Source organism: Kurthia sp. ISK08 (genome assembly GCF_046159805.1).
In the GTDB taxonomy this organism is placed as follows: Bacteria; Bacillota; Bacilli; order Bacillales_A; family Planococcaceae; genus Kurthia; species Kurthia gibsonii.
Window position 1 is genome coordinate 90,005 of sequence record NZ_JBJXHL010000002.1, and the last position, 18,692, is coordinate 108,696.

The 18,692-nt window shown below is 35.5% G+C and carries 16 protein-coding genes and 1 other annotated feature; of the genes, 9 read left to right on the plus strand and 7 right to left on the minus strand.

From position 1 onward, the window contains the following. Window positions 1-40 precede the first annotated feature (40 nt). Entirely contained in the window at window positions 41-2,698 is a 2,658-nt protein-coding gene (locus ACKVQX_RS04065; protein ID WP_285215287.1) for a transglycosylase domain-containing protein, read from the minus strand. Window positions 2,699-3,093: 395 nt separating this feature from the next. After that, window positions 3,094-3,297: a binding site (T-box leader), on the plus strand. Window positions 3,298-3,346: 49 nt separating this feature from the next. On the opposite strand from ACKVQX_RS04065, the gene tyrS reads away from it, so the two are divergent. Further along, window positions 3,347-4,615 carry a tyrosine--tRNA ligase gene (gene tyrS, locus ACKVQX_RS04070; protein ID WP_068451847.1) on the plus strand — a complete coding sequence of 423 codons (1,269 nt, stop codon included), beginning with the start codon at window positions 3,347-3,349 and terminating at the stop codon, window positions 4,613-4,615. An 85-nt stretch (window positions 4,616-4,700) separates the two neighbouring features. On the opposite strand, the gene ACKVQX_RS04075 is transcribed toward tyrS, so the two are convergent. After that, window positions 4,701-5,510 (minus strand): cobalamin-binding protein, encoded by an 810-nt coding sequence (locus ACKVQX_RS04075; protein ID WP_325922275.1) that lies wholly within the window; start codon window positions 5,508-5,510, stop codon window positions 4,701-4,703. A gap of 133 nt (window positions 5,511-5,643) precedes the next feature. On the opposite strand from ACKVQX_RS04075, the gene ACKVQX_RS04080 reads away from it, so the two are divergent. The 3 genes from ACKVQX_RS04080 (at window position 5,644) to ACKVQX_RS04090 (ending at window position 7,056) form a co-directional block, all read left to right on the plus strand. Continuing rightward, window positions 5,644-5,907 (plus strand): metal-sensitive transcriptional regulator, encoded by a 264-nt coding sequence (locus tag ACKVQX_RS04080; protein ID WP_068451854.1) that lies wholly within the window; start codon window positions 5,644-5,646, stop codon window positions 5,905-5,907. A 70-nt stretch (window positions 5,908-5,977) separates the two neighbouring features. Then, entirely contained in the window at window positions 5,978-6,274 is a 297-nt protein-coding gene (locus ACKVQX_RS04085; protein ID WP_068451857.1) for a rhodanese-like domain-containing protein, read from the plus strand. A 149-nt stretch (window positions 6,275-6,423) separates the two neighbouring features. Next, entirely contained in the window at window positions 6,424-7,056 is a 633-nt protein-coding gene (locus tag ACKVQX_RS04090) for a YIP1 family protein (RefSeq protein WP_068451861.1), read from the plus strand. Between the two features lie 109 nt (window positions 7,057-7,165). On the opposite strand, the gene ACKVQX_RS04095 is transcribed toward ACKVQX_RS04090, so the two are convergent. From ACKVQX_RS04095 to rpsD, 3 genes are all read right to left on the minus strand, one after another. Beyond that, window positions 7,166-7,414, minus strand: coding sequence for a hypothetical protein (locus ACKVQX_RS04095; protein WP_068451867.1), 249 nt, complete (start codon window positions 7,412-7,414; stop codon window positions 7,166-7,168). A 28-nt stretch (window positions 7,415-7,442) separates the two neighbouring features. Beyond that, a complete protein-coding gene (locus tag ACKVQX_RS04100; protein ID WP_068451871.1) occupies window positions 7,443-7,943 on the minus strand; it encodes a DUF4352 domain-containing protein in 501 nt (166 codons plus the stop codon). A 213-nt stretch (window positions 7,944-8,156) separates the two neighbouring features. Further along, window positions 8,157-8,759 carry a 30S ribosomal protein S4 gene (gene rpsD, locus ACKVQX_RS04105; RefSeq protein WP_068451873.1) on the minus strand — a complete coding sequence of 201 codons (603 nt, stop codon included), beginning with the start codon at window positions 8,757-8,759 and terminating at the stop codon, window positions 8,157-8,159. A 362-nt stretch (window positions 8,760-9,121) separates the two neighbouring features. Here rpsD and ACKVQX_RS04110 point away from each other — a divergent pair, with 362 nt between their 5' ends. After that, window positions 9,122-10,990: a sensor domain-containing diguanylate cyclase gene (locus ACKVQX_RS04110; protein WP_285215282.1), complete on the plus strand. Its 1,869-nt coding sequence runs from the start codon at window positions 9,122-9,124 to the stop codon at window positions 10,988-10,990. Window positions 10,991-11,057: 67 nt separating this feature from the next. On the opposite strand, the gene ACKVQX_RS04115 is transcribed toward ACKVQX_RS04110, so the two are convergent. Together ACKVQX_RS04115 and hisJ are read right to left on the minus strand one after the other, a co-directional pair. Next, window positions 11,058-11,540 (minus strand): GAF domain-containing protein, encoded by a 483-nt coding sequence (locus ACKVQX_RS04115; RefSeq protein ID WP_068451877.1) that lies wholly within the window; start codon window positions 11,538-11,540, stop codon window positions 11,058-11,060. Window positions 11,541-11,558: 18 nt separating this feature from the next. Then, on the minus strand, window positions 11,559-12,356 hold the full coding sequence (gene hisJ, locus ACKVQX_RS04120; protein ID WP_285215281.1) for a histidinol-phosphatase HisJ: 798 nt from the start codon (window positions 12,354-12,356) through the stop codon (window positions 11,559-11,561). A gap of 151 nt (window positions 12,357-12,507) precedes the next feature. Here hisJ and ACKVQX_RS04125 point away from each other — a divergent pair, with 151 nt between their 5' ends. From ACKVQX_RS04125 to mbcS, 4 genes are all read left to right on the plus strand, one after another. Next, window positions 12,508-14,211 carry a septation ring formation regulator EzrA gene (locus ACKVQX_RS04125; protein WP_068451883.1) on the plus strand — a complete coding sequence of 568 codons (1,704 nt, stop codon included), beginning with the start codon at window positions 12,508-12,510 and terminating at the stop codon, window positions 14,209-14,211. A 129-nt stretch (window positions 14,212-14,340) separates the two neighbouring features. Then, window positions 14,341-15,498, plus strand: coding sequence for a cysteine desulfurase family protein (locus tag ACKVQX_RS04130; protein WP_068451885.1), 1,158 nt, complete (start codon window positions 14,341-14,343; stop codon window positions 15,496-15,498). Next, window positions 15,485-16,690, plus strand: coding sequence for a tRNA uracil 4-sulfurtransferase ThiI (thiI, locus tag ACKVQX_RS04135; RefSeq protein ID WP_068451887.1), 1,206 nt, complete (start codon window positions 15,485-15,487; stop codon window positions 16,688-16,690). The genes ACKVQX_RS04130 and thiI overlap by 14 nt, the downstream gene beginning before the upstream one ends. Before the next feature lie 390 nt (window positions 16,691-17,080). Next, on the plus strand, window positions 17,081-18,661 hold the full coding sequence (mbcS, locus tag ACKVQX_RS04140) for an acyl-CoA synthetase MbcS (RefSeq protein ID WP_285215279.1): 1,581 nt from the start codon (window positions 17,081-17,083) through the stop codon (window positions 18,659-18,661). Window positions 18,662-18,692 lie beyond the last annotated feature (31 nt).

Sequence of the window (18,692 nt, forward strand, 5' to 3'; positions counted from 1 at the left end):
GAAATGAAAAGAGAAGTAGGTAGACCCCACTTCTCTTTTACTATTCTTTATCTTCTTTTGAATCATCTGGTTTTGGCTTTGGTTTTTCAGTAGATTCGTTAGAACCGCTACCTGAATTTCCACCGCCTGTACTTGGTTTTTCTTCTGTACCTGTACTTGGTTTATTCGAACTATTGCCACTACCACCATTGTTGGTAGCTGGTGGCTTATTGTTTGATTCTGGTTTTGATGTGTTATCAGAACCTGTTGAATTATTTGAACCACCAGTAGACGGTTTATTTGTTTGAGTATTATTCGAACTTGATGAATTCGAATTATTGCTAGATGATTCATTTTTATTTTTGTCTTCATTCTTTTTATCTGTCGTAGTGTTATTTACATTTTTCTTTTCTTCTTTTTTCGCTGGTAGCGTACCACCGAATGGTGATAATAGAGAAGAGATAGTTACTGGAGGAACAGACAATGAACCATTGAATAAATCAGATGTCATGTTACCACATCCAGAATAACCACCAGTATCTGCACAGAATGAACGATTCACAACATTTGGAGGGCGTGTAAATGAGCTACCACCAGCTGTTGCAAGTTTTGGATCTGTACTATAAATCGAGTTCATAACACGTGCCCAGAATAAGTTGATACGTGTACTTGGATCGAAATAAGCGCCGTTATATTGATTTAATGTTTTTGGTTGGTCATAACCCATCCACACACCTAATGTAATTTTCGGGTTGTAGCCGACTAACCATACATCTTTATATTCTTGAGATGTACCTGTTTTACCAGCAAAATCACCACTAAAGTTTAGGCTACCTTTTGCTTTTGAACCTGTACCGCCATTGAATACATCTCGTAGCATATCTGTAATGATATACGATGTTTCTTCAGAGAATACGCGTTTCTTTTTCGACTTGTGTTTGTAAATCGTTTTACCGTTACGGTCTACAATTTTTTCAACCACATACGCATCAACGAAATCTCCGCCGTTTGCGAATGTCGCAAATGCATTGGCATTTTCTTCTACTGTTACGCCGTATTTTAAAGCACCAATCGATGTTGAGTAGTTTGTATAATCATCTGCATCTAGATTTGAGAAGCCCATTTTTTCTAAGAAGTTTGCAGGTTTATTCGCCATAATTTGAGCGTATAAACGAATCGCAGGTAAGTTTAATGAGTCTTTTAAAGCGTCACGTGCAGAAACAATACCACGTTCTTCATTCACATCAAAGTTAGAAGGTTGCCAACCACCATAATTAAATTTCACATCGGCTACAGGACTACCAGCACCAATACGACCATATTCAATTGCAGGTGCATAAACAAGTAAAGGTTTCATTGTTGAACCATTTGAACGTTTTGCTTGTGTTGCATGGTTGAGTTCTTCAAGTTTGAAGTCTCGACCACCGATGAAGCTTAATAAGCGACCTGTCTCATTTTCGATGACTACGCCACCTACTTGAACAGGGTCGGCTACAGGCTTCGTTTCGCCTGTTTCAGGGTCTGTTACATTCTTCGTGTACGTAGCTCCGTAATAAGGGAATGAGTCCTTCGCTTTATCCATCGCGTCATACAATTTTTTATCAATTGTCGAATAAATTTTATAACCTTTTGAGCGTAATTCACGGTCAGCTAAAATTGTGTATTTTTCACGTAATTTGGATTCTTTATCAATACGTTTTGCTTCAATCCCGTCTTTTTTCGCCAAAATTTTTGCCATAATATCTTTTGCTTGATCTTCAATTTCATATGTTACGTATGGATATTTTTCTGTCGCTTGTTTTTCGCGTGCGCGGAAATCTTTCACAATGTTATATTTAAGTGCTTTTTTATATTCTGCATCTGAAATATAACCTGTTTCATGCATACGATAAAGTACTGTTTTCATACGATTTACGCCAAGTTGTAACATCTTTTTATCTTTTAATTGTCCAGTTTGCGTATAAGGTGTATAAGCAAATGGAGATTGCGGAATCCCAGCAATATAAGCAGCTTGTGGTAAATTCAAGTCTGAAGCGCTCTTATTGAAAATTCCTTTTGAAGCTGTTTCAACACCTGCAATATTACGACCAGCCGAATTACGACCATACGGGATAATATTCAAATATGCTTCTAAAATCTCATCTTTTGTCATGAAGTGCTCTAAACGCATGGCAAGCAGTAATTCTTTTGCTTTACGTTCATAAGATACTTCATTCGTTAAGACTTGGTTTTTAATTAATTGTTGTGTCAGTGTCGAACCACCTGTTTGCATAGACGAATTCGATACATCTTGTAATAAACCACGGAATACAGCCTTTGGTACAATTCCGTTATGTTCATAGAAGTATTCATCTTCTGTCGCAAGTACAGCATCAATTACTTTTGGTGATACTTGTTTTAAAGTTGTTTCCGTTCTTTCTAAATCAGTTCGCATCTTCCCTAAATATTGATTATTAGCGAAGTATAACTGACTGGTCTCATCATAGTTAAAAATGGTCTCACGCATTTCTTGCTTTGATGAGAGCTTTTCGTCTTTTACTAGTGATGCAAAATAACCTGCACCAATAGAACCTAAAAAGACAATTCCGACAAGCATAAGCGTTAAGAATAATAAGAATAAATTCCAAATTACGCTGGATGAAATACGGAAATATTTCATAAATGGTTTGTCGGAAAATGCTTGTATATGTTGATCCCAACTCTCTAATAGCTTTTTCATGGATATCACTCGAACGATCATTTTTAAAACTCTTTTGAGAGCATTGCTACTTTAAAAATGACCTTCCTCCTTCAGTTTAAATCAGGTTAAAAAAGGTATTGCAACTATACATTTTTTAACTGGTCACAAGACTGTATAATACAATCGATTTTTCTTTTTTTAATTATAAATGAATCGATGCAATTAGCATATGTATGAACCGTTATTAACTTTAGCATCTCTTACGTAAAAATAGTATACAATATTTTACCCTACTTATAGCAAATATATTCCAAATAATAGACGGTTAAAATTTTTGCATACATACTTAATATTACATGAAAATGACTCACTTATGTGTGAACAATTTAAACATTGACAAAAAAAATGAACTAAAGTAAAGTAACAGGTATATATTTCGTACGGAGAAAAATGCGCAGTAGAAACAAAATTCCCTGTTCAGAGAGTTAGCGGTCGGTGCAAGCTAACCATAATTTTGTTTTGAATTACACATTTGGAGTAACGACGTAGCCGCTGCGTTAAAGCGATAGAGCGGGAGAGATGACAAGCATTTCTCCAAGCCGGGTGGTACCGCGTTATTCGTCCCTAACGTCCCTGCATCAATATATGATGGTAGGGACGATTTTTTTATTATTAGGAGGAATAACAATGACAAATGCATTAATTGAAGACTTAACATGGCGCGGTTTGTTGTACCAGCAAACAGATGAAGAAGGCATGGCGAAATTACTAGAAGAAGAAAAAGTATCGTTATACGTAGGTGTAGATCCAACAGCAGATTCGATGCATATCGGTCACATCGTTCCAATGCTAACATTACGTCGTTTCCAACAAGCTGGTCATCAACCTGTATTACTAGTAGGTGGTGCAACAGGAATGATTGGTGACCCATCAGGTCGTTCTTCAGAGCGTAATTTATTAACAGAAGAACAAATTCAACACAATGTAGACTGTATCAAAGGACAACTAGGTCGTATTTTCGACTTCAAAGATGAAGCGAATGGCGCAAAATTAGTGAATAACTACGATTGGTTCGGCAATATGACAACAATCGAATTTTTACGTGACTATGGTAAATTAATTAATATTAATTACATGCTAGGTAAGGATACGATTTCTTCTCGCTTAGAATCAGGTCTATCATTCACTGAATTCACATACACACTAATTCAAGGTATGGACTTTAATCATTTATACGATCACCACAATGTACGTATTCAAGTGGGTGGCTCTGATCAATGGGGTAATATTACAACAGGTCTAGAAGTAATTCGTAAAACACATGATGAAGAGGCAAAAGCATTCGGTTTTACAATTCCACTTGTGACAAAAGCTGATGGTACGAAATTTGGTAAAACAGCTGGTGGTGCGATTTGGTTAGATGGTGAAAAAACATCTCCATATGAATTCTACCAATTCTGGTTAAACACAGCAGATGCAGATGTTGTGAAATACTTAAAAATCTTTACATTCTTAACACGTGCTGAAATTGAAGCTTTAGCTGAAAAAGTAGAAACAGAAGCGCATTTACGTGAAGCTCAAAAAACATTAGCTGCTGAAATGACAAAAATGATTCACGGTGAAGAAGGTTTAGAGCAAGCATTAAAAATTACAGCTGCGCTATTCTCAGGTGACTTAAAAGCTTTATCAGCAGATGAGATGAAAGTTGCATTCTCAGGTGTCCCATCTGTAGAAGTAACGAAAGCAGATACAAATATTGTTGAATTATTAGTAGAAGCTAAAATCTCACCTTCAAAACGTCAAGCCCGTGAAGATGTAACAAACGGTGCTATTTCCGTAAACGGTGAGAAAGTACAAGACCTTGACTACACAGTTGACGCAAAAGATCGTTTAGAGGATGCATTTACAATCATTCGTCGTGGTAAGAAAAAATACTTCATGGTGAAGTTTTCATAATAAACCTCATTTGAACGCAAAAAAGAAGGAATCGCAACTAGTCGATTCCTTCTTTTTTTATGCATGAAAAATGAGTTTCTTCCTATTATATTGTTAAAAAAGATGGGATTTCGACATGTGCATATGCTTTTGGATGAATTCGTTTGGCAAGTTGAATTGCACCAATTAAAAGACGTGGAGAGGGGCGACAGTAAAGCCATTCTTCCATTTTAAAAATACGTTCATTTTTTACAGCATCCATCTCTTGCCATCCATCACGCTTTAATACGACTTTTGGATTGATTCGTTCATAAGCTACGCCCACCCATGATAAAAAAATATAATCAGGATTTCTCTTTTTTACATCGTCAAAATCAGTCATGATACTAGCTAATTCAACATCTTCAAACGTATTACGACCACCTGCAAGTTGACTGATTTCTGTTAGCCAATTCACTTTTCCAGGTGTGAAAATAGGATTGGGCCACCATTCCCAATAAAGTGAAGGATGTTCATTGATTGATTGAGAAATGGTATGTAGTTCATGTCTTTTTGCTTCATAGGCTGTTGCAACTTCTTCCGCACGAACTGCAACACCACAAGCTTTCCCAACAAGACGGACTTCTTCAATGATCTCATCAAGTGAATTTGCATTTAAAACGAGTTGAGGAATCCCGCGTTCTTTTAAACCTTCAACATTCTTTTCCATACCAGGAACACTGAGAGAAGATAGAACGAGGTCTGGTTGTAATGCCTCTAATGCATCTAAATCAATGGATAAATCAGGTCCTAATTTTGGTAATGCATGTACAGCCTGTGGCCAATCTGAAAAATCATCAACAGCGATGAGTGAATCAGTCAAGCCGAGTAAAGCAACGATTTCTGTATTACTTGGACAAATGGAGATAATACGCATGAAAATCCTCCTTCACATTTCTTTTCAAAAATTATAACATAGTGTATGATGAACTTCTGAATTTTAAATGCTTGACTAAATACCTTATGGGGTATATCATAGCAATATAAATAAATGATGGGAGGTAAAAATAGTGGAATATGATCAACAAGTTCGAAACAGACTGAAACGCATCGATGGACAGATTCAAGGAATTTTACGCATGATGGATGAAGGTAAAGACTGTAAACAAGTCATTACACAATTATCTGCTGCTCGTTCAGCAATCGATCGTACAATTGGCTTAGTCGTTAGTACGAATTTAGTACACTGTATCCAAGGCGAAGGGAATACAGACGATAAAACACACGAAGAGCTTATTCAAGAAGCTGTGAATCTTCTTGTGAAAAGTCGCTAAAAAGAAGTCGTTTCGTACTTCTTTTTACTATTTTTAATACCCCCGTAAGTATAAAAGAGGAGCATATAGAATGAAAACTATTACAACAACAGAAGTACAAGAAAAGTTAGCAGCAGGCGAGGAATTACATTTAATCGATGTACGCGAAGTAGAAGAAGTAGAAGCAGGGAAAATTCCTGGCATTATTCATATTCCATTAGGTTTATTAGAATTTAGAATGCATGAATTAGATAAAAATACACCATATATTATGGTATGTCGCTCAGGTGGACGCTCAGGTCAAGCGACACAATTTTTAGAGCAACAAGGTTACGATGTAACGAATATGAATGGCGGTATGATGATGTGGGGCGGAGAAGTAGAATAATCAATACTCAATTTGGAAGAATCACACAATGTTGTGGTTCTTCTTTTTTTGTAAAGTAACAATAAATGAAGGCTGTTTGTCCTAAAAGAAATCAGGGTAAATCCTAATAACATCAAAAAATTCATGTCTTATTAATTAGGAGGATGAGCATGCGTAAAAAAGTAAATCCCTTTACACATCTCTGGTTTCATCCAGTTGATACGGTGAAAAGCGTATTGATGGAACGCAGTTTTTGGGGTATATTCTTTCTTGCTTTCTTAGGTGCATGGGCAACAAGTTTATTTGGAACAATGGATCAAAAGAATATGGTGACAAGTTCAGGTGACTTACCAAACTCTTTCATCATTATATTCGCTGGAGCAGTCGGTGCCATTTTTGCTTTAATTGTAGGTAGTATTTTTACAGCATTCTTTTATTGGTTAGCGGGTAAAATTTTAAAGGGAACAGGTAGTTTTGTAGCTTTATATAAAGGTTCGATGTTCCTAACATTCCCTCACTTTTTACTTTTCCCATTTGTAATTATTTATTTAATTGCATATCCGGCTAATTTTTATAATACGGATTTAGATCAGACAGCTGGATCAGTTACGTTAGCAATTATCGTGGTTATTTTAGCGGTTATTTGTTCTATCTATACGTTCATTGTAGGGATTGTTATGTTATCGGAAGTACATCAATTCTCCAAATGGAAAGCGTTCTTTACGATGATTTTATCAGTGGTTGTCATTTCTGCTATTATATTTGCTTGTGTAGGAATCTTTTTAGGTCTTACACAACTATAGAATTTAAGCAGATTGAAACATAAGTATACAAAATATGAGTCCACATGAGCATAAGAAAAACTGGAATCGCGTTGTGACGCAGTTCCAGTTTTTTTAACCTGTTTTTTATTTATACATCCATCCAATTACTGTAGTAACCATGTTTACCGAAATCAACAAGTACATCTTCGTCAGCAGTAGGAGCAACACCATTCCAATGCGATGTGCTAAGGAGTTTCCCTTCATCATCACGGATTTTAATATGTTGGCGATTTAGTTCCACATTTTCTTCTGCGTATGACTTAGCTTCTCCAATATCTTCAAACAAACCTTCAAAAGCATTGCCTAATCCAAAGTTAATTGAGTAGTAGCGTCCCATAAATTATCTTCCTTTCAATTAAATAGATTTATTTTACTTCAATATGCCACTTATATTCTTTTTTGTCATTTATATAGGCTGGTTTATAAATAAGCTCATATTCTCCAGCACCTTCAACATCATATTGTAATACACCTTTAACTGTTTTGTTTCTATCTAAATTACCATCTAGATGATTTGTTTCACCGAAGTAACTTTCTTGTTTCTTACCGTTTTTATAAAGTGTAAATTCTGTAGAAGCAAGTAGTACTTTTTTGTCTGATTCATTTTTTGCAGTTACATCTAGTGTAAGAGCCTTGCCTTTAGGCTTTATATTTTTTTCACCATCCGATAATTTTGCAGATGTAATGGTGAAATCAACATGATCAATTTTCACCGTATGTCCTATTTCATATTTTGTACCATTTTTCGATGTATCAGTTGTTGATGAACTTTCTGCTTTTTCGCCATTTTTTTCTTCTGTTGCATTACCGCAAGCGCTTAATAAAAAAAGTGCAACCAATGGTAAAGCAACTAATGACTTACGCATAGTAAACCCTCCCGAAATAGAATTTAGACTGTTCTTTGTTTATTTGCCCTTTTTTAGTAGGATTTAATCTTTTTAAGTGAAAGGTGAGGTATGGAAAGAGAAAATATGTTTATCGATGAATGAAAATAAGTGTATTTTTGTTATAAATTATGTATTTAAACAACAAAAAAACCTTTGAAAACAACGTTTTCAAAGGTTTTTGAATCAAAAAGATTAACGAGAGTAGAACTCTACGATGTAAGCTTCGTTGATTTCAGCTGATAATTCAGAGCGCTCTGGTAGGCGAGTGAAAGTACCAACTTTGTTGTCAGCATCGAAAGTTAAGTATTCTGGAACGAATGCGTTAGCTTCGATTGCTTCGTTTACAGCAGTAAGGTTAAGAGATTTTTCACGAAGAGAAATAACTTGACCTGGTTTTACGCTGTATGATGGGATATCAACGCGTTTACCATCAACTGTTACGTGACCGTGGTTTACCAATTGACGAGCGCCGCGACGAGTGCGAGCTAAGCCAAGACGGTAAACTAGGTTGTCTAAGCGAGTTTCAAGAAGGATCATGAAGTTTTCACCATGTACACCATTCATTTTACCAGCTTTAACGAATAAGTTGTGGAATTGACGTTCAGTCATACCGTACATATGACGAAGTTTTTGTTTTTCTTGTAATTGTAGACCATACTCAGATAATTTTTTACGTTGAGTTGGACCGTGTTGACCTGGAGCGTATGGACGCTTTTCGATTTCTTTACCAGTACCGCTTAAAGAAATGCCTAAACGACGAGATAGTTTCCAAGATGGACCTGTATAACGAGACATTTAAAGTCCCTCCTATGATTTTTATTTGGCATAAAACAAAAATCAGCTGTATTTAGCAAAGCAGTTATTCTATATTCAAGTAGTTTCGTTCATGCAGCCTAAGAATTACTCCTACTCCGTCTAGCAGAACTAGAGGAACAGAATAAACGACAATACCATACAACCGCTGCGTTTATTTTACACAAACTCTATTCTATAGCGTATAGATTGGTATGTCAAGAAAATGAAAAAAATAACGGACAAATTAATTAATAAAAATAGTTTTTTTGAACTTGGTTAAATAGAAGTAGTATAAAAGAACCTATTTGTGTATAATACAGTTAAGAATCTTGTGTCTATTAAACGAAAATAGGTGATTACATTTGCGAGATCAACATATTATGGATGCAATTAAAGGGCATATATTGGACTTATGGATTGAAATTCATCGCGATGGATTTAATACCTTCTCATATTATAGTTATTTAAATGAATTATTGTATCAACAATTCCAATTAAAAAATGTAGAGTACTATTTTATAGAAGAAAAACAACTACGAAAGCTAAGACATCATCAACAAGATTTTCAATCTCATCATATTGCTTTAGATTGTATTCTCACACACATACAAAATAATTCAATTCATCATCTTGTATCAAGCGTACAAATACATCATCCAGAAGTGAATGATGCTTTAATCATTCGACAAAAAGGCGATGTAGAAGGAGTGTTGTTTTTTACTTCTTCACCTAAATGGGAAGAATTCAAACAAAGTGATTACTTTGCGGAATTAATGGAGTCATTTTATGAGTCTGCACGTACAATTAAGCAACAATATCAAAATCGTGCAGAAAATCGTTTGAATAAAGAATTGTTGAAAATGACAGAATTATTCCACTCAACAATGAATGTTGAGCATATTATAGATGCGCTTTTACAAGAATTAGAAAGTAAGTTTCCTCAATATGAACATCAATTGATTTTATCAAATGATCAAGAACATCAACTACCTAAAAATGTATCGGTATATGACTATATTAATGAAAGACCTGCGACAACGGAATCGTTTGTATCGGGTCATTTGGTGCATGAAAATTTTGAAGAACATGGACTAACATCTTTATGTGCTCCAATCAAGGGTCGTCAAGGAACATACGGTGTAATCCGCATTGAAAAGCATGAGAAATACCAATTCACAGAATATGATGAACGAAAACTAAGTTTTTTAGGCGATACATCAGGTAAAGCGTTAGAAAATGCAAAGTTATATGGGCAATCGCATCGACTTGTCAGCGATTTACAGTTTATTAATGAGTCATTTCATGATTTGAATATGAACTTATCACAAAAAGAAATGCTTGAATATTTGTCGAAACAAATTTCAAAAGCATTTAAACCTTCTGAATTGGCAGTTGTTTTTATGAACCAACGATTAGAGATGGAGACAGGAACAACACCTTATTTTTATTCAAATGAATCAGCTGTTTATTTGGAGTATATTGGTGAGCACTTTTCAAGAACGAATGAGCCACTGTTTGTTGCGGATTTTCAAGAATTAATTGATTTAGAAATACCATACGCATCATTGATGGCTGTACCTATCATTATTCGAGAGAAAGTGCATGGCTTTGTGTTATTAGTACATGAAGAAGCTTATTACTTCTCCTTTGATAGTTATAAATTGATTCAATCGATTATTCGTCACTCTTCTTTGGCAATTTCAAATGTTATTTTACGTGAACAGCTACAGGAGATGGTAAACCGCGATAATTTAACCAAACTTTTTGCGCGCCATTATCTAGATAGCTTTGTTGAGAAGGCGATGCACATCGATAGACAAGGTGTTTTTGTATTATTTGACATTGATGACTTCAAACAAGTGAATGATAAATTCGGTCATCATCAAGGAGACCGTGTTTTAGAGCATGTAGCAAAAATTATTCAAGAAGAAGTAGGGGAGTGTGGAATTGGAGCGCGTTGGGGCGGGGAAGAACTAGCTGTTTATCTACCGAATAATCAGTTGCTGAATAGTCAACAAATCGTAGCGCGTATTTCACAACGTATTGCCACTGAGACAGTTCCTAAAGTAACAGTTTCTGCAGGAATTTCTTATTGGAATCATCACCGAAAGCATGTAACATATCAAAGTCTATTTAAAGAAGCTGATGCAGCGTTATATTTTGCAAAAGGTAATGGGAAAAATCAAGCTCAAATATACACGAAAAAGATGGAAATTAAAGAGAGTCTTTAATAGATAAAAAGAATTGAAAAAAGAGAAGTCCCATTATTTTTAAAGGGATTTCTCTTTTTGTGTTTGCTTATACTAAGAATTTTTGAAGTGTTTCGACAAATAGCTCAATACCTTCTTGGTCTTCTTCTGAGAAGCGATTTTTGATTGGGCTATCAATGTCAAGTACGCCGTATAGTTCTCCGTTGATTACAATTGGTACGACAATTTCAGAATTGGATGCAGCATCACAAGCGATGTGTCCTGGGAAAGCATGCACGTCTTCTACACGATATGTTTTTAATTCGCTTGCAGCTGTACCGCAAACACCACGACCAAGAGTGATGTGTACACAAGCTGGTAAGCCTTGGAATGGACCTAATAATAACTCATCATTTTTATATAAATAAAAACCACACCAGTTAATTGTATCAAGCGCTTGGTTTAATAAAGCTGATGCATTACTTAAAATAGCGATGTGATCTGTTTCGCCTTCTGTTAATGCTGCTAGTTGTTTTGATAACATAACATATTTTTCTTTTGATGAACCTTCAATATTTTGTGGTGTAAACATATAAAGCCACTTCCTTTTCTATAAATACGGTTGTAATTCCTCAAAGAACTGGTCAAAGTCTTTTGCTTGATGAGCATCTGAACCAAAAACGAGAGGAATTTGTAATTGTTTTGCGTGTTCGATATAACGAATAGGTGGGTAAGATTCTAAACAAAATTTCTTAGCATATCCCGCACTATTTACGTCAAGCTCATAGTTATGATGCTTGATGGATTGTAAAACATGTTCAATCTGTTCGTGATCGTCAATCGTTTCTTGATGAGCATGTTGAAATTTATGGATGAGTGTTGGATGTCCAATTCTCTTTGGTTTAAAAGTCCCTAAATCGGCTTCAATCGACTGCTGAACTGTATCATAATACATATGATATAATCGTTCAACTGAGCCGACTTTTTGAACGGTATCCATAAAAACACTATCTGAGTAATCAATACAAACATACTCTCCGTTAATTTTTAAAAAATGAACAGATAAAATAGCGTCGTCTATTACAGGACCATATGTATGTAACCATTGTTTTGTTTCTTCTTCATATCCCATTATATAATCAACTTCAAAACCAATGCGGATTTTTATGTTGTTCGCATATTGAACTTGTAAGTTTTGCAATGTTTTAATATACGTATCTACATCTTTTGGTTGCATACCACTATCTTGTAAAGGTGTTGGATCTACAAAATTTGTTGGTAAAGGAGCATGTTCTGTAAAAGTAATATCTTCAAAACCTGCTTGAATTGCCTGTTCAATATATTGCTCGAAAGAATCTTTCGTGCCATGTGGGCAGAAAGGTGTATGAATATGTCCGTTTCTTTTCATGAGAAAACCTCCTAATGGCTTAAAAAAAGTACAAAAAATTGAAAAAAACACAAAATCGCATACAAATGGTGAACAAAAAGAAATGAAACATGGTAATATTAAAATAATATAAGTAGGCAGAAAACCTGATAGAAGAGATAGGGGGCATATGATGTACAATTATATCATTCCAATTGTCATCGTACTATTGATTTTTGTGGTCGTACTTTTTGTGTACCGCAAAAAACATCATACTGAGATTAGTAGATTGGATCAAAAAAGGTTAGACCTTCAAAACAAACCAGTTTTAGAGGAATTATCGAAAGTGAAAAAGTTAAATATGAGTGGTCAGGCAGAAGAAATGTTTGAGAGATGGCGCAATAAATGGACTGACATGATGGATGATGACTTAGTTCAAATTGAACAACAACTAATCCAAGCAGAAGAAACTGTAGATAAGTTCCAATTTAAAAAAGCTACACAAATTGAAGAAGAAGTGGAACAGCGCATTGATGCTTGTGATGGTGAGCTCGAAAACATTCTAACAGAACTAAATGATTTAATTGAAAGCGAAAAGAAAAGTCGTGTGGAAATCGAAAATTTAAAATTAGATTATCGTACATCACGCAAGACTTTACTCGCACATCAATATTCATTTGGGGAAGCGGGTAATCTACTTGAAAGTCGTTTAGCTGTATTCCCAGAAAAATTTGAAGCTTATGAGCGACTAACAGCAGAAGGTAACTATTTAGAAGCGAAAGAAATTGTGAAAGAGTTGGATCATGAAGGTAAAGAAATTCTACGCTTAATTACGGAGATTCCAACATTGTTGACAGATGTGCAACATAAGATACCAAATGATTTATCCGACTTACGTAATGGTTATCGTTCGATGGAACAGCAATCATTCTTCCTCTTACACTTAGAGTTGCCAGAAAAATTGGATGCAATTGAAGCGCAATTACCTATATTAAAAGAGCAGTTGGTGCAGTTAGAAACTGAAGTTGCAATTGAACAAGTAGAACAAATGAAAAAAGATATTGATGCCTATTATGAAGCACTTGAAAATGAAGTCCATGCAAAACAATTTGTGGATTCTAATTTTACAAAGTTAGGTACACGTTTAGAAGATTTACTTTTAGCTGTAGATGAAATGCAGTATGAAGCAGAAGTTGTTCAAAAAAGTTATCATTTAACAACACAGGAACTTGCAATGCCTCGTCAATGCCGTTCAGCTTTAAATACGTATAAGCAACGATACGATTTATTATGTGTAGAAGTAAAAGAAGAACAATCTGCTTACTCTATTCTAAAAGAAGAATTAGAAGATTTAGATAAGCTTGTTGAAATTAAGAAAAAAGAGATTGAAGAATTTTCTAAAAAATTAGTAGACTTACGTGTTCATGAAAATGAAGGACGCGAACAGCTAGAATCATTTGAACAACGACTTCGTTTACTAGAACGTAGAATTCAAAAAGCGAATATGCCAGGTATTCCAGATGAGATTATTGCTCGCTTTAAAGAAGCTGATCAGCAATTAGATGTTGTGAAGCAAGAATTATTAGAAGTACCGATTAATGTAGGTGTGATTGCCGCAAACTTAAAAAAATCAAATGAATTAATTACTGAAGCAGAAGGTGTAATTGAAGAAATGTTAAGTAATGTTCAGTTGATTGAATTATTGATTCAATATGGTAATCGTTACCGTACTTCAAAACCTGGTATGGATGAAAAATTAACAGAAGCAGAACTAGCTTTTACTAATTTACGTTATACGAAAGCTTTAGAAGTGGTTGCGACGGCAGTAGAAGCAGCTGAACCGGGTGCTTTAAAACGAATCGAAGGTTTAGCGAAACAAACGGTGACACGCGTTTAATACACATTTAATTAGAGGTTGGAGCAAATGTCTGCTCTAGCCTCTTTTATATTGCAAGAAAAGGTGTAAGACATCTGTTATTCTTTTTGATATAATAATTGAATATGTACGATAGAAGGAAGGGTCAATATGATTTATTTAGACAACAGTGCAACGACGAAGCCAGATGAACAAGTTATGCGCGCGTTTATTCAAGCGAATGAACGTTTTTACGCAAATCCAGCTTCATTGCATGAAATGGGTGTCGAAACAAATAAATTATTAAGTCGTTCTCGCCAACAAGTAGCCGATGTTTTTGGCACAACAGCTGAACAAGTTGTATTTACTTCAGGTGGTTCAGAATCGAATAATTTTATTATAAAAGGCATTGCACGAGCAAATACACATCGAGGGAAGCATATTCTAGTTTCAACGATTGAGCATGCGTCGGTATTAGAAAGTGTACGTGCTTTAGAACAAGAAGGATTTACAGTTGATTATGTGGACGTCACAACAACAGGTATTGTCGACTTAGAAGATTTACAGCGAAAATTACAAAAAGATACGGTACTTGTGAGTGTCATGCATGTGAATAATGAAGTGGGTGCGATTCAACCGATTGAACAAATTGCACAAATTGTTCATCGAGAAAGTCGTGCTTTTTTCCATGTAGATGCGGTGCAAAGTTTTGGTAAGTTACCAATCCGTTTTGCAAGTGAAGCAGGGCCAGATGCGATTACAATTTCCGGTCATAAATTACACGCACTAAAAGGAACAGGTGTAGCAGTTTTTCGTAAACAAATGACACTTGAACCACTTATTCATGGTGGTGGTCAAGAGATGGGATTGCGCAGCGGTACAGTAGCGGTTCCTCAGTATGTGGCATTATCAAAAGCGATTCGTTTAGCTGCTGAACAGCAACAAGTGAATGCGAAGAAATATAGCATGTGGCGCAATGAGCTACATGAATTTTTACAGCAATTTGAAGCAATTCGTGTACTATCAACGAATCATGGTGCACCTCATATTGTTAGTTATGCAGTTTCAGGTATCAAAGGTGAAGTGATGATCAATGCGATGCAAGCACATAATGTCATTATTTCTACTTCAAGTGCTTGTCATTCAAAAGATACAAAGGTTAGTCATGTTGTATCTGCGATGAATGTACCACATGAATATGCACGTGGTGTTGTGCGTATTAGCTTTGGGATGTTTAATACAGATGAGGAAATTCAGCAAGTAAAAGACATTATAGAACGCGTGATTCAGCAAGTTAAGGGAGAGGTCAAAAAGTATGAAATGGCATGAAATTTTAATTCGTTACGGTGAAATTTCAACAAAAGGAAAGAACCGTAAACAATTCATTAGTCGTCTACGTGAAAATCTACGTTTTGTTTTTCAAGATGTAACAGATTTACGTATTCGTTCAGAGCATGATCGTATGTATTTAAGAAGTAGTCATGAACATGAGATGGCAATTTTATTAGAACGTTTACCACGTGTTTTCGGCATACAATCATTTAGCCCAGTAGCAGAATGTAAAACCGATTTAGAAGAAATGAAAGCACTCGCTGTAAAGATTGTTGAAGGAATCGATTACAAAGGTAAAACATTCAAAGTGAATGTACGTCGTGCTTATAAAAAATTTGAATTAGACACATATGAATTAAATCGTGATTTAGCAGGACATGTGTTAACGACACTGCCAGGCATGACGGTTCAAATGAAAAATCCAGAAATTGAATTAGTTGTGGAAGTACGTGAAAATGGCACATATATGATGGTGGAGAAAATTCCAGGTGCTACAGGTTTACCAGTTGGTTCAAATGGTAAAGCACTTCTATTATTATCAGGTGGGATTGATAGCCCCGTAGCAGCGTACTTCATTATGAAGCGTGGTGTGCGAATTGAAGCGATTCACTTCTTTAGTCCGCCATTCACAAGTGACCAATCACTTGAAAAAGTTAAAGATCTTTGTCAACAAATCAGTCAATTTGGTGGTAAAGTTCGTCTACACATTATTCCATTTACAGAAATTCAGCAAACGATTCAACAAAATGTACCGGAGAATGTAACGATGACTTCAACGCGCCGTATGATGATGAAAATTTCTGATTTAGTTCGTAAAGAAATTGACGCAAAAGTCTTAGTGACAGGGGAGAATTTAGGACAGGTAGCGAGTCAAACATTAGAGAGTTTAGCAGCTATTAATGATGTAACAACAACGCCTATTTTACGTCCGCTAATCACATATGATAAGCTTGAAATTATTGATATCGCACAAAAAATTGGTACGTATGAAACATCGATTCGTCCATATGAGGATTGCTGTACGGTATTTACACCAGCAAGTCCAAAAACTAAACCTAAGATCGACAAAATGAATTATTATGAAAGCTTTACAGATTTCGATGAAATGATTGAACGCGCGATACAAAATCGCGAAATTCATGACTTCCCACGTAAAAAAGAAGTAGATGCGTTTGACGATTTACTTTAAATAAAAAGCGAAAAATCCGTATAATTTTTTATGCGGATTTTTTTGTACTGAAAAATCTTTTAGTTAAGTAAATAAATTGTTTTTAATTGTTTATTTATTGATGAATACATCAGAATTCAAGAATCTAAAGTTACATGAAATAACTACTTTGAGTGTTTAATGCTCGTCTTTTGAATAATTTTGTTGAAAAACACACTTTTCTCTATAGTTTATAATGGTATTTTACTTTTTTAATATGTTATAATTTTGGGAATTATTAGGTAATTGAAAATATTTTTCTTTTGATATTAAGACCTAGTAATAATAATAAGTTATAGTAATAGGTTGTGCAATCGGGAGTGCTTAGTTATAATAATTAAGCAGAAATCTTAAATTTAGGGGGAGTTCGTTATGAACAGAGAGGATTTATTAGCACCAGAACATTATAACTTGGTATCAGAGTTTGAACAGTTCGCAACAGGTGAAGGTGCCATAGCAGTCAAATATGAAGACGTAGAAGGACAACACAAAGAAATCACATACGATGCTCTCATTCAACAAGCGAATCAAATGGCCAATGTGTTTCAAGCACATGGACTAAAAAAAGGAGACGTTATGATTGTCATGGTTCCACGTTTAATTGAAGCATATGTTACGTATATTGCTGCGATTAAATCCGGAATTATTGTGATTCCAAGTTCTGAAATGCTACGTACAAAAGATATTGAATACCGTATTGAACACAGTTCAGCAAAAGCGATTGTGTCATACGAACCATATATTGATCAATTCGATCAAGTACGCAATTTAGAAGGTGTAAAACAATTTGTAATTGGTCATGCACATACACCGTGGGTTCCTTTATTAGAAGAAGTAAAGGAAGCTTCTACATCATTTGAAATGTGCGATACGTTAAGTACGGATACAGCATTCCTATCTTATACAAGCGGCACGACGGGTAATCCAAAAGCAGCTGTTCACACACATGCATGGGCTTATGCGCATTTACGCACAGCTGCTTCTCACTGGTTAGGAATTCAAAAAGGTGATTTAGTTTGGGCAACGGCAAGTCCAGGATGGCAAAAATGGATTTGGAGTCCATTCTTATCTGTATTAGGTAGCGGAGCAACAGGCTTTGTTTATAACAGTCGTTTTGATGCACAAACATATCTGTCACTTATTCAAGAACATAAAATTAATGTATTGTGCTGTACACCGACTGAGTATCGTGTTATGGCGAAAGTTGAAAATTTAGCCGACTTTGATTTAAGTAGCTTACACAGTGCAGTATCTGCTGGTGAACCATTAAATGTTGAGGTTATTAATAAATTCCAACAGACATTTGACTTACAAGTACGCGATGGTTATGGTCAAACTGAAAACACATTACTAATCGGTACAATGAAGGGCATGGAAGCAAAAGCTGGTTCGATGGGTAAACCAACACCAGGAAACATGGTAGTAGTGGTCGATGAGAACGGTGAACCATGTGCGCCAAATACAGTAGGAGATATCGCCATCCATAAAACAACACCTGCATTATTCAAAGAATATTATCGCGACCCTGAGCGTACACAAGGTCAATTTAGAGGCGATTACTACATTACAGGTGACCAAGCTAAAGTAGACGAAGATGGTTACTTCTGGTTTGAAGGGCGTAGCGATGATATTATTATCAGTTCTGGCTATACAATTGGGCCATTCGAAGTAGAGGATGCACTTGTGAAACACCCTGATGTACAAGAATGTGCAGTAGTTGGAAGTCCAGATGAAATTCGTGGAACGATTGTTAAAGCATATATCATCTTACAAAACAAAGAACGCGCTAACGAAGAAGGATTTATTAAAGAGCTACAAAGCTTTGCAAAAGAAGCAACAGCTCCTTATAAATATCCACGCGCAATTGAATTCGTTGATGAATTACCAAAAACAGCTTCAGGTAAAATTCGCCGTGTAGAATTGCGCGAACGCGAAATGAAAAAAACAGTGTAATGAAATAGAACAAATAAGCCTGTATGCAATA

Bases quoted from the DNA above. Each gene is read 5' to 3' on its own strand.
- ACKVQX_RS04090 (WP_068451861.1), top strand. From the start codon at position 6,424: ATGCGTAAAAAAGTAAATCCCTTTACACATCTCTGGTTTCATCCAGTT.
- rpsD (WP_068451873.1), bottom strand. From the start codon at position 8,759: ATGTCTCGTTATACAGGTCCATCTTGGAAACTATCTCGTCGTTTAGGC.
- hisJ (WP_285215281.1), bottom strand. From the start codon at position 12,356: ATGAAAAGAAACGGACATATTCATACACCTTTCTGCCCACATGGCACG.
- ACKVQX_RS04085 (WP_068451857.1), top strand. From the start codon at position 5,978: ATGAAAACTATTACAACAACAGAAGTACAAGAAAAGTTAGCAGCAGGC.
- ACKVQX_RS04065 (WP_285215287.1), bottom strand. From the start codon at position 2,698: ATGAAAAAGCTATTAGAGAGTTGGGATCAACATATACAAGCATTTTCC.
- mbcS (WP_285215279.1), top strand. From the start codon at position 17,081: ATGAACAGAGAGGATTTATTAGCACCAGAACATTATAACTTGGTATCA.
- tyrS (WP_068451847.1), top strand. From the start codon at position 3,347: ATGACAAATGCATTAATTGAAGACTTAACATGGCGCGGTTTGTTGTAC.
- ACKVQX_RS04125 (WP_068451883.1), top strand. From the start codon at position 12,508: ATGTACAATTATATCATTCCAATTGTCATCGTACTATTGATTTTTGTG.
- ACKVQX_RS04075 (WP_325922275.1), bottom strand. From the start codon at position 5,510: ATGCGTATTATCTCCATTTGTCCAAGTAATACAGAAATCGTTGCTTTA.
- ACKVQX_RS04130 (WP_068451885.1), top strand. From the start codon at position 14,341: ATGATTTATTTAGACAACAGTGCAACGACGAAGCCAGATGAACAAGTT.
- ACKVQX_RS04115 (WP_068451877.1), bottom strand. From the start codon at position 11,540: ATGTTTACACCACAAAATATTGAAGGTTCATCAAAAGAAAAATATGTT.
- thiI (WP_068451887.1), top strand. From the start codon at position 15,485: ATGAAATGGCATGAAATTTTAATTCGTTACGGTGAAATTTCAACAAAA.
- ACKVQX_RS04095 (WP_068451867.1), bottom strand. From the start codon at position 7,414: ATGGGACGCTACTACTCAATTAACTTTGGATTAGGCAATGCTTTTGAA.
- ACKVQX_RS04100 (WP_068451871.1), bottom strand. From the start codon at position 7,943: ATGCGTAAGTCATTAGTTGCTTTACCATTGGTTGCACTTTTTTTATTA.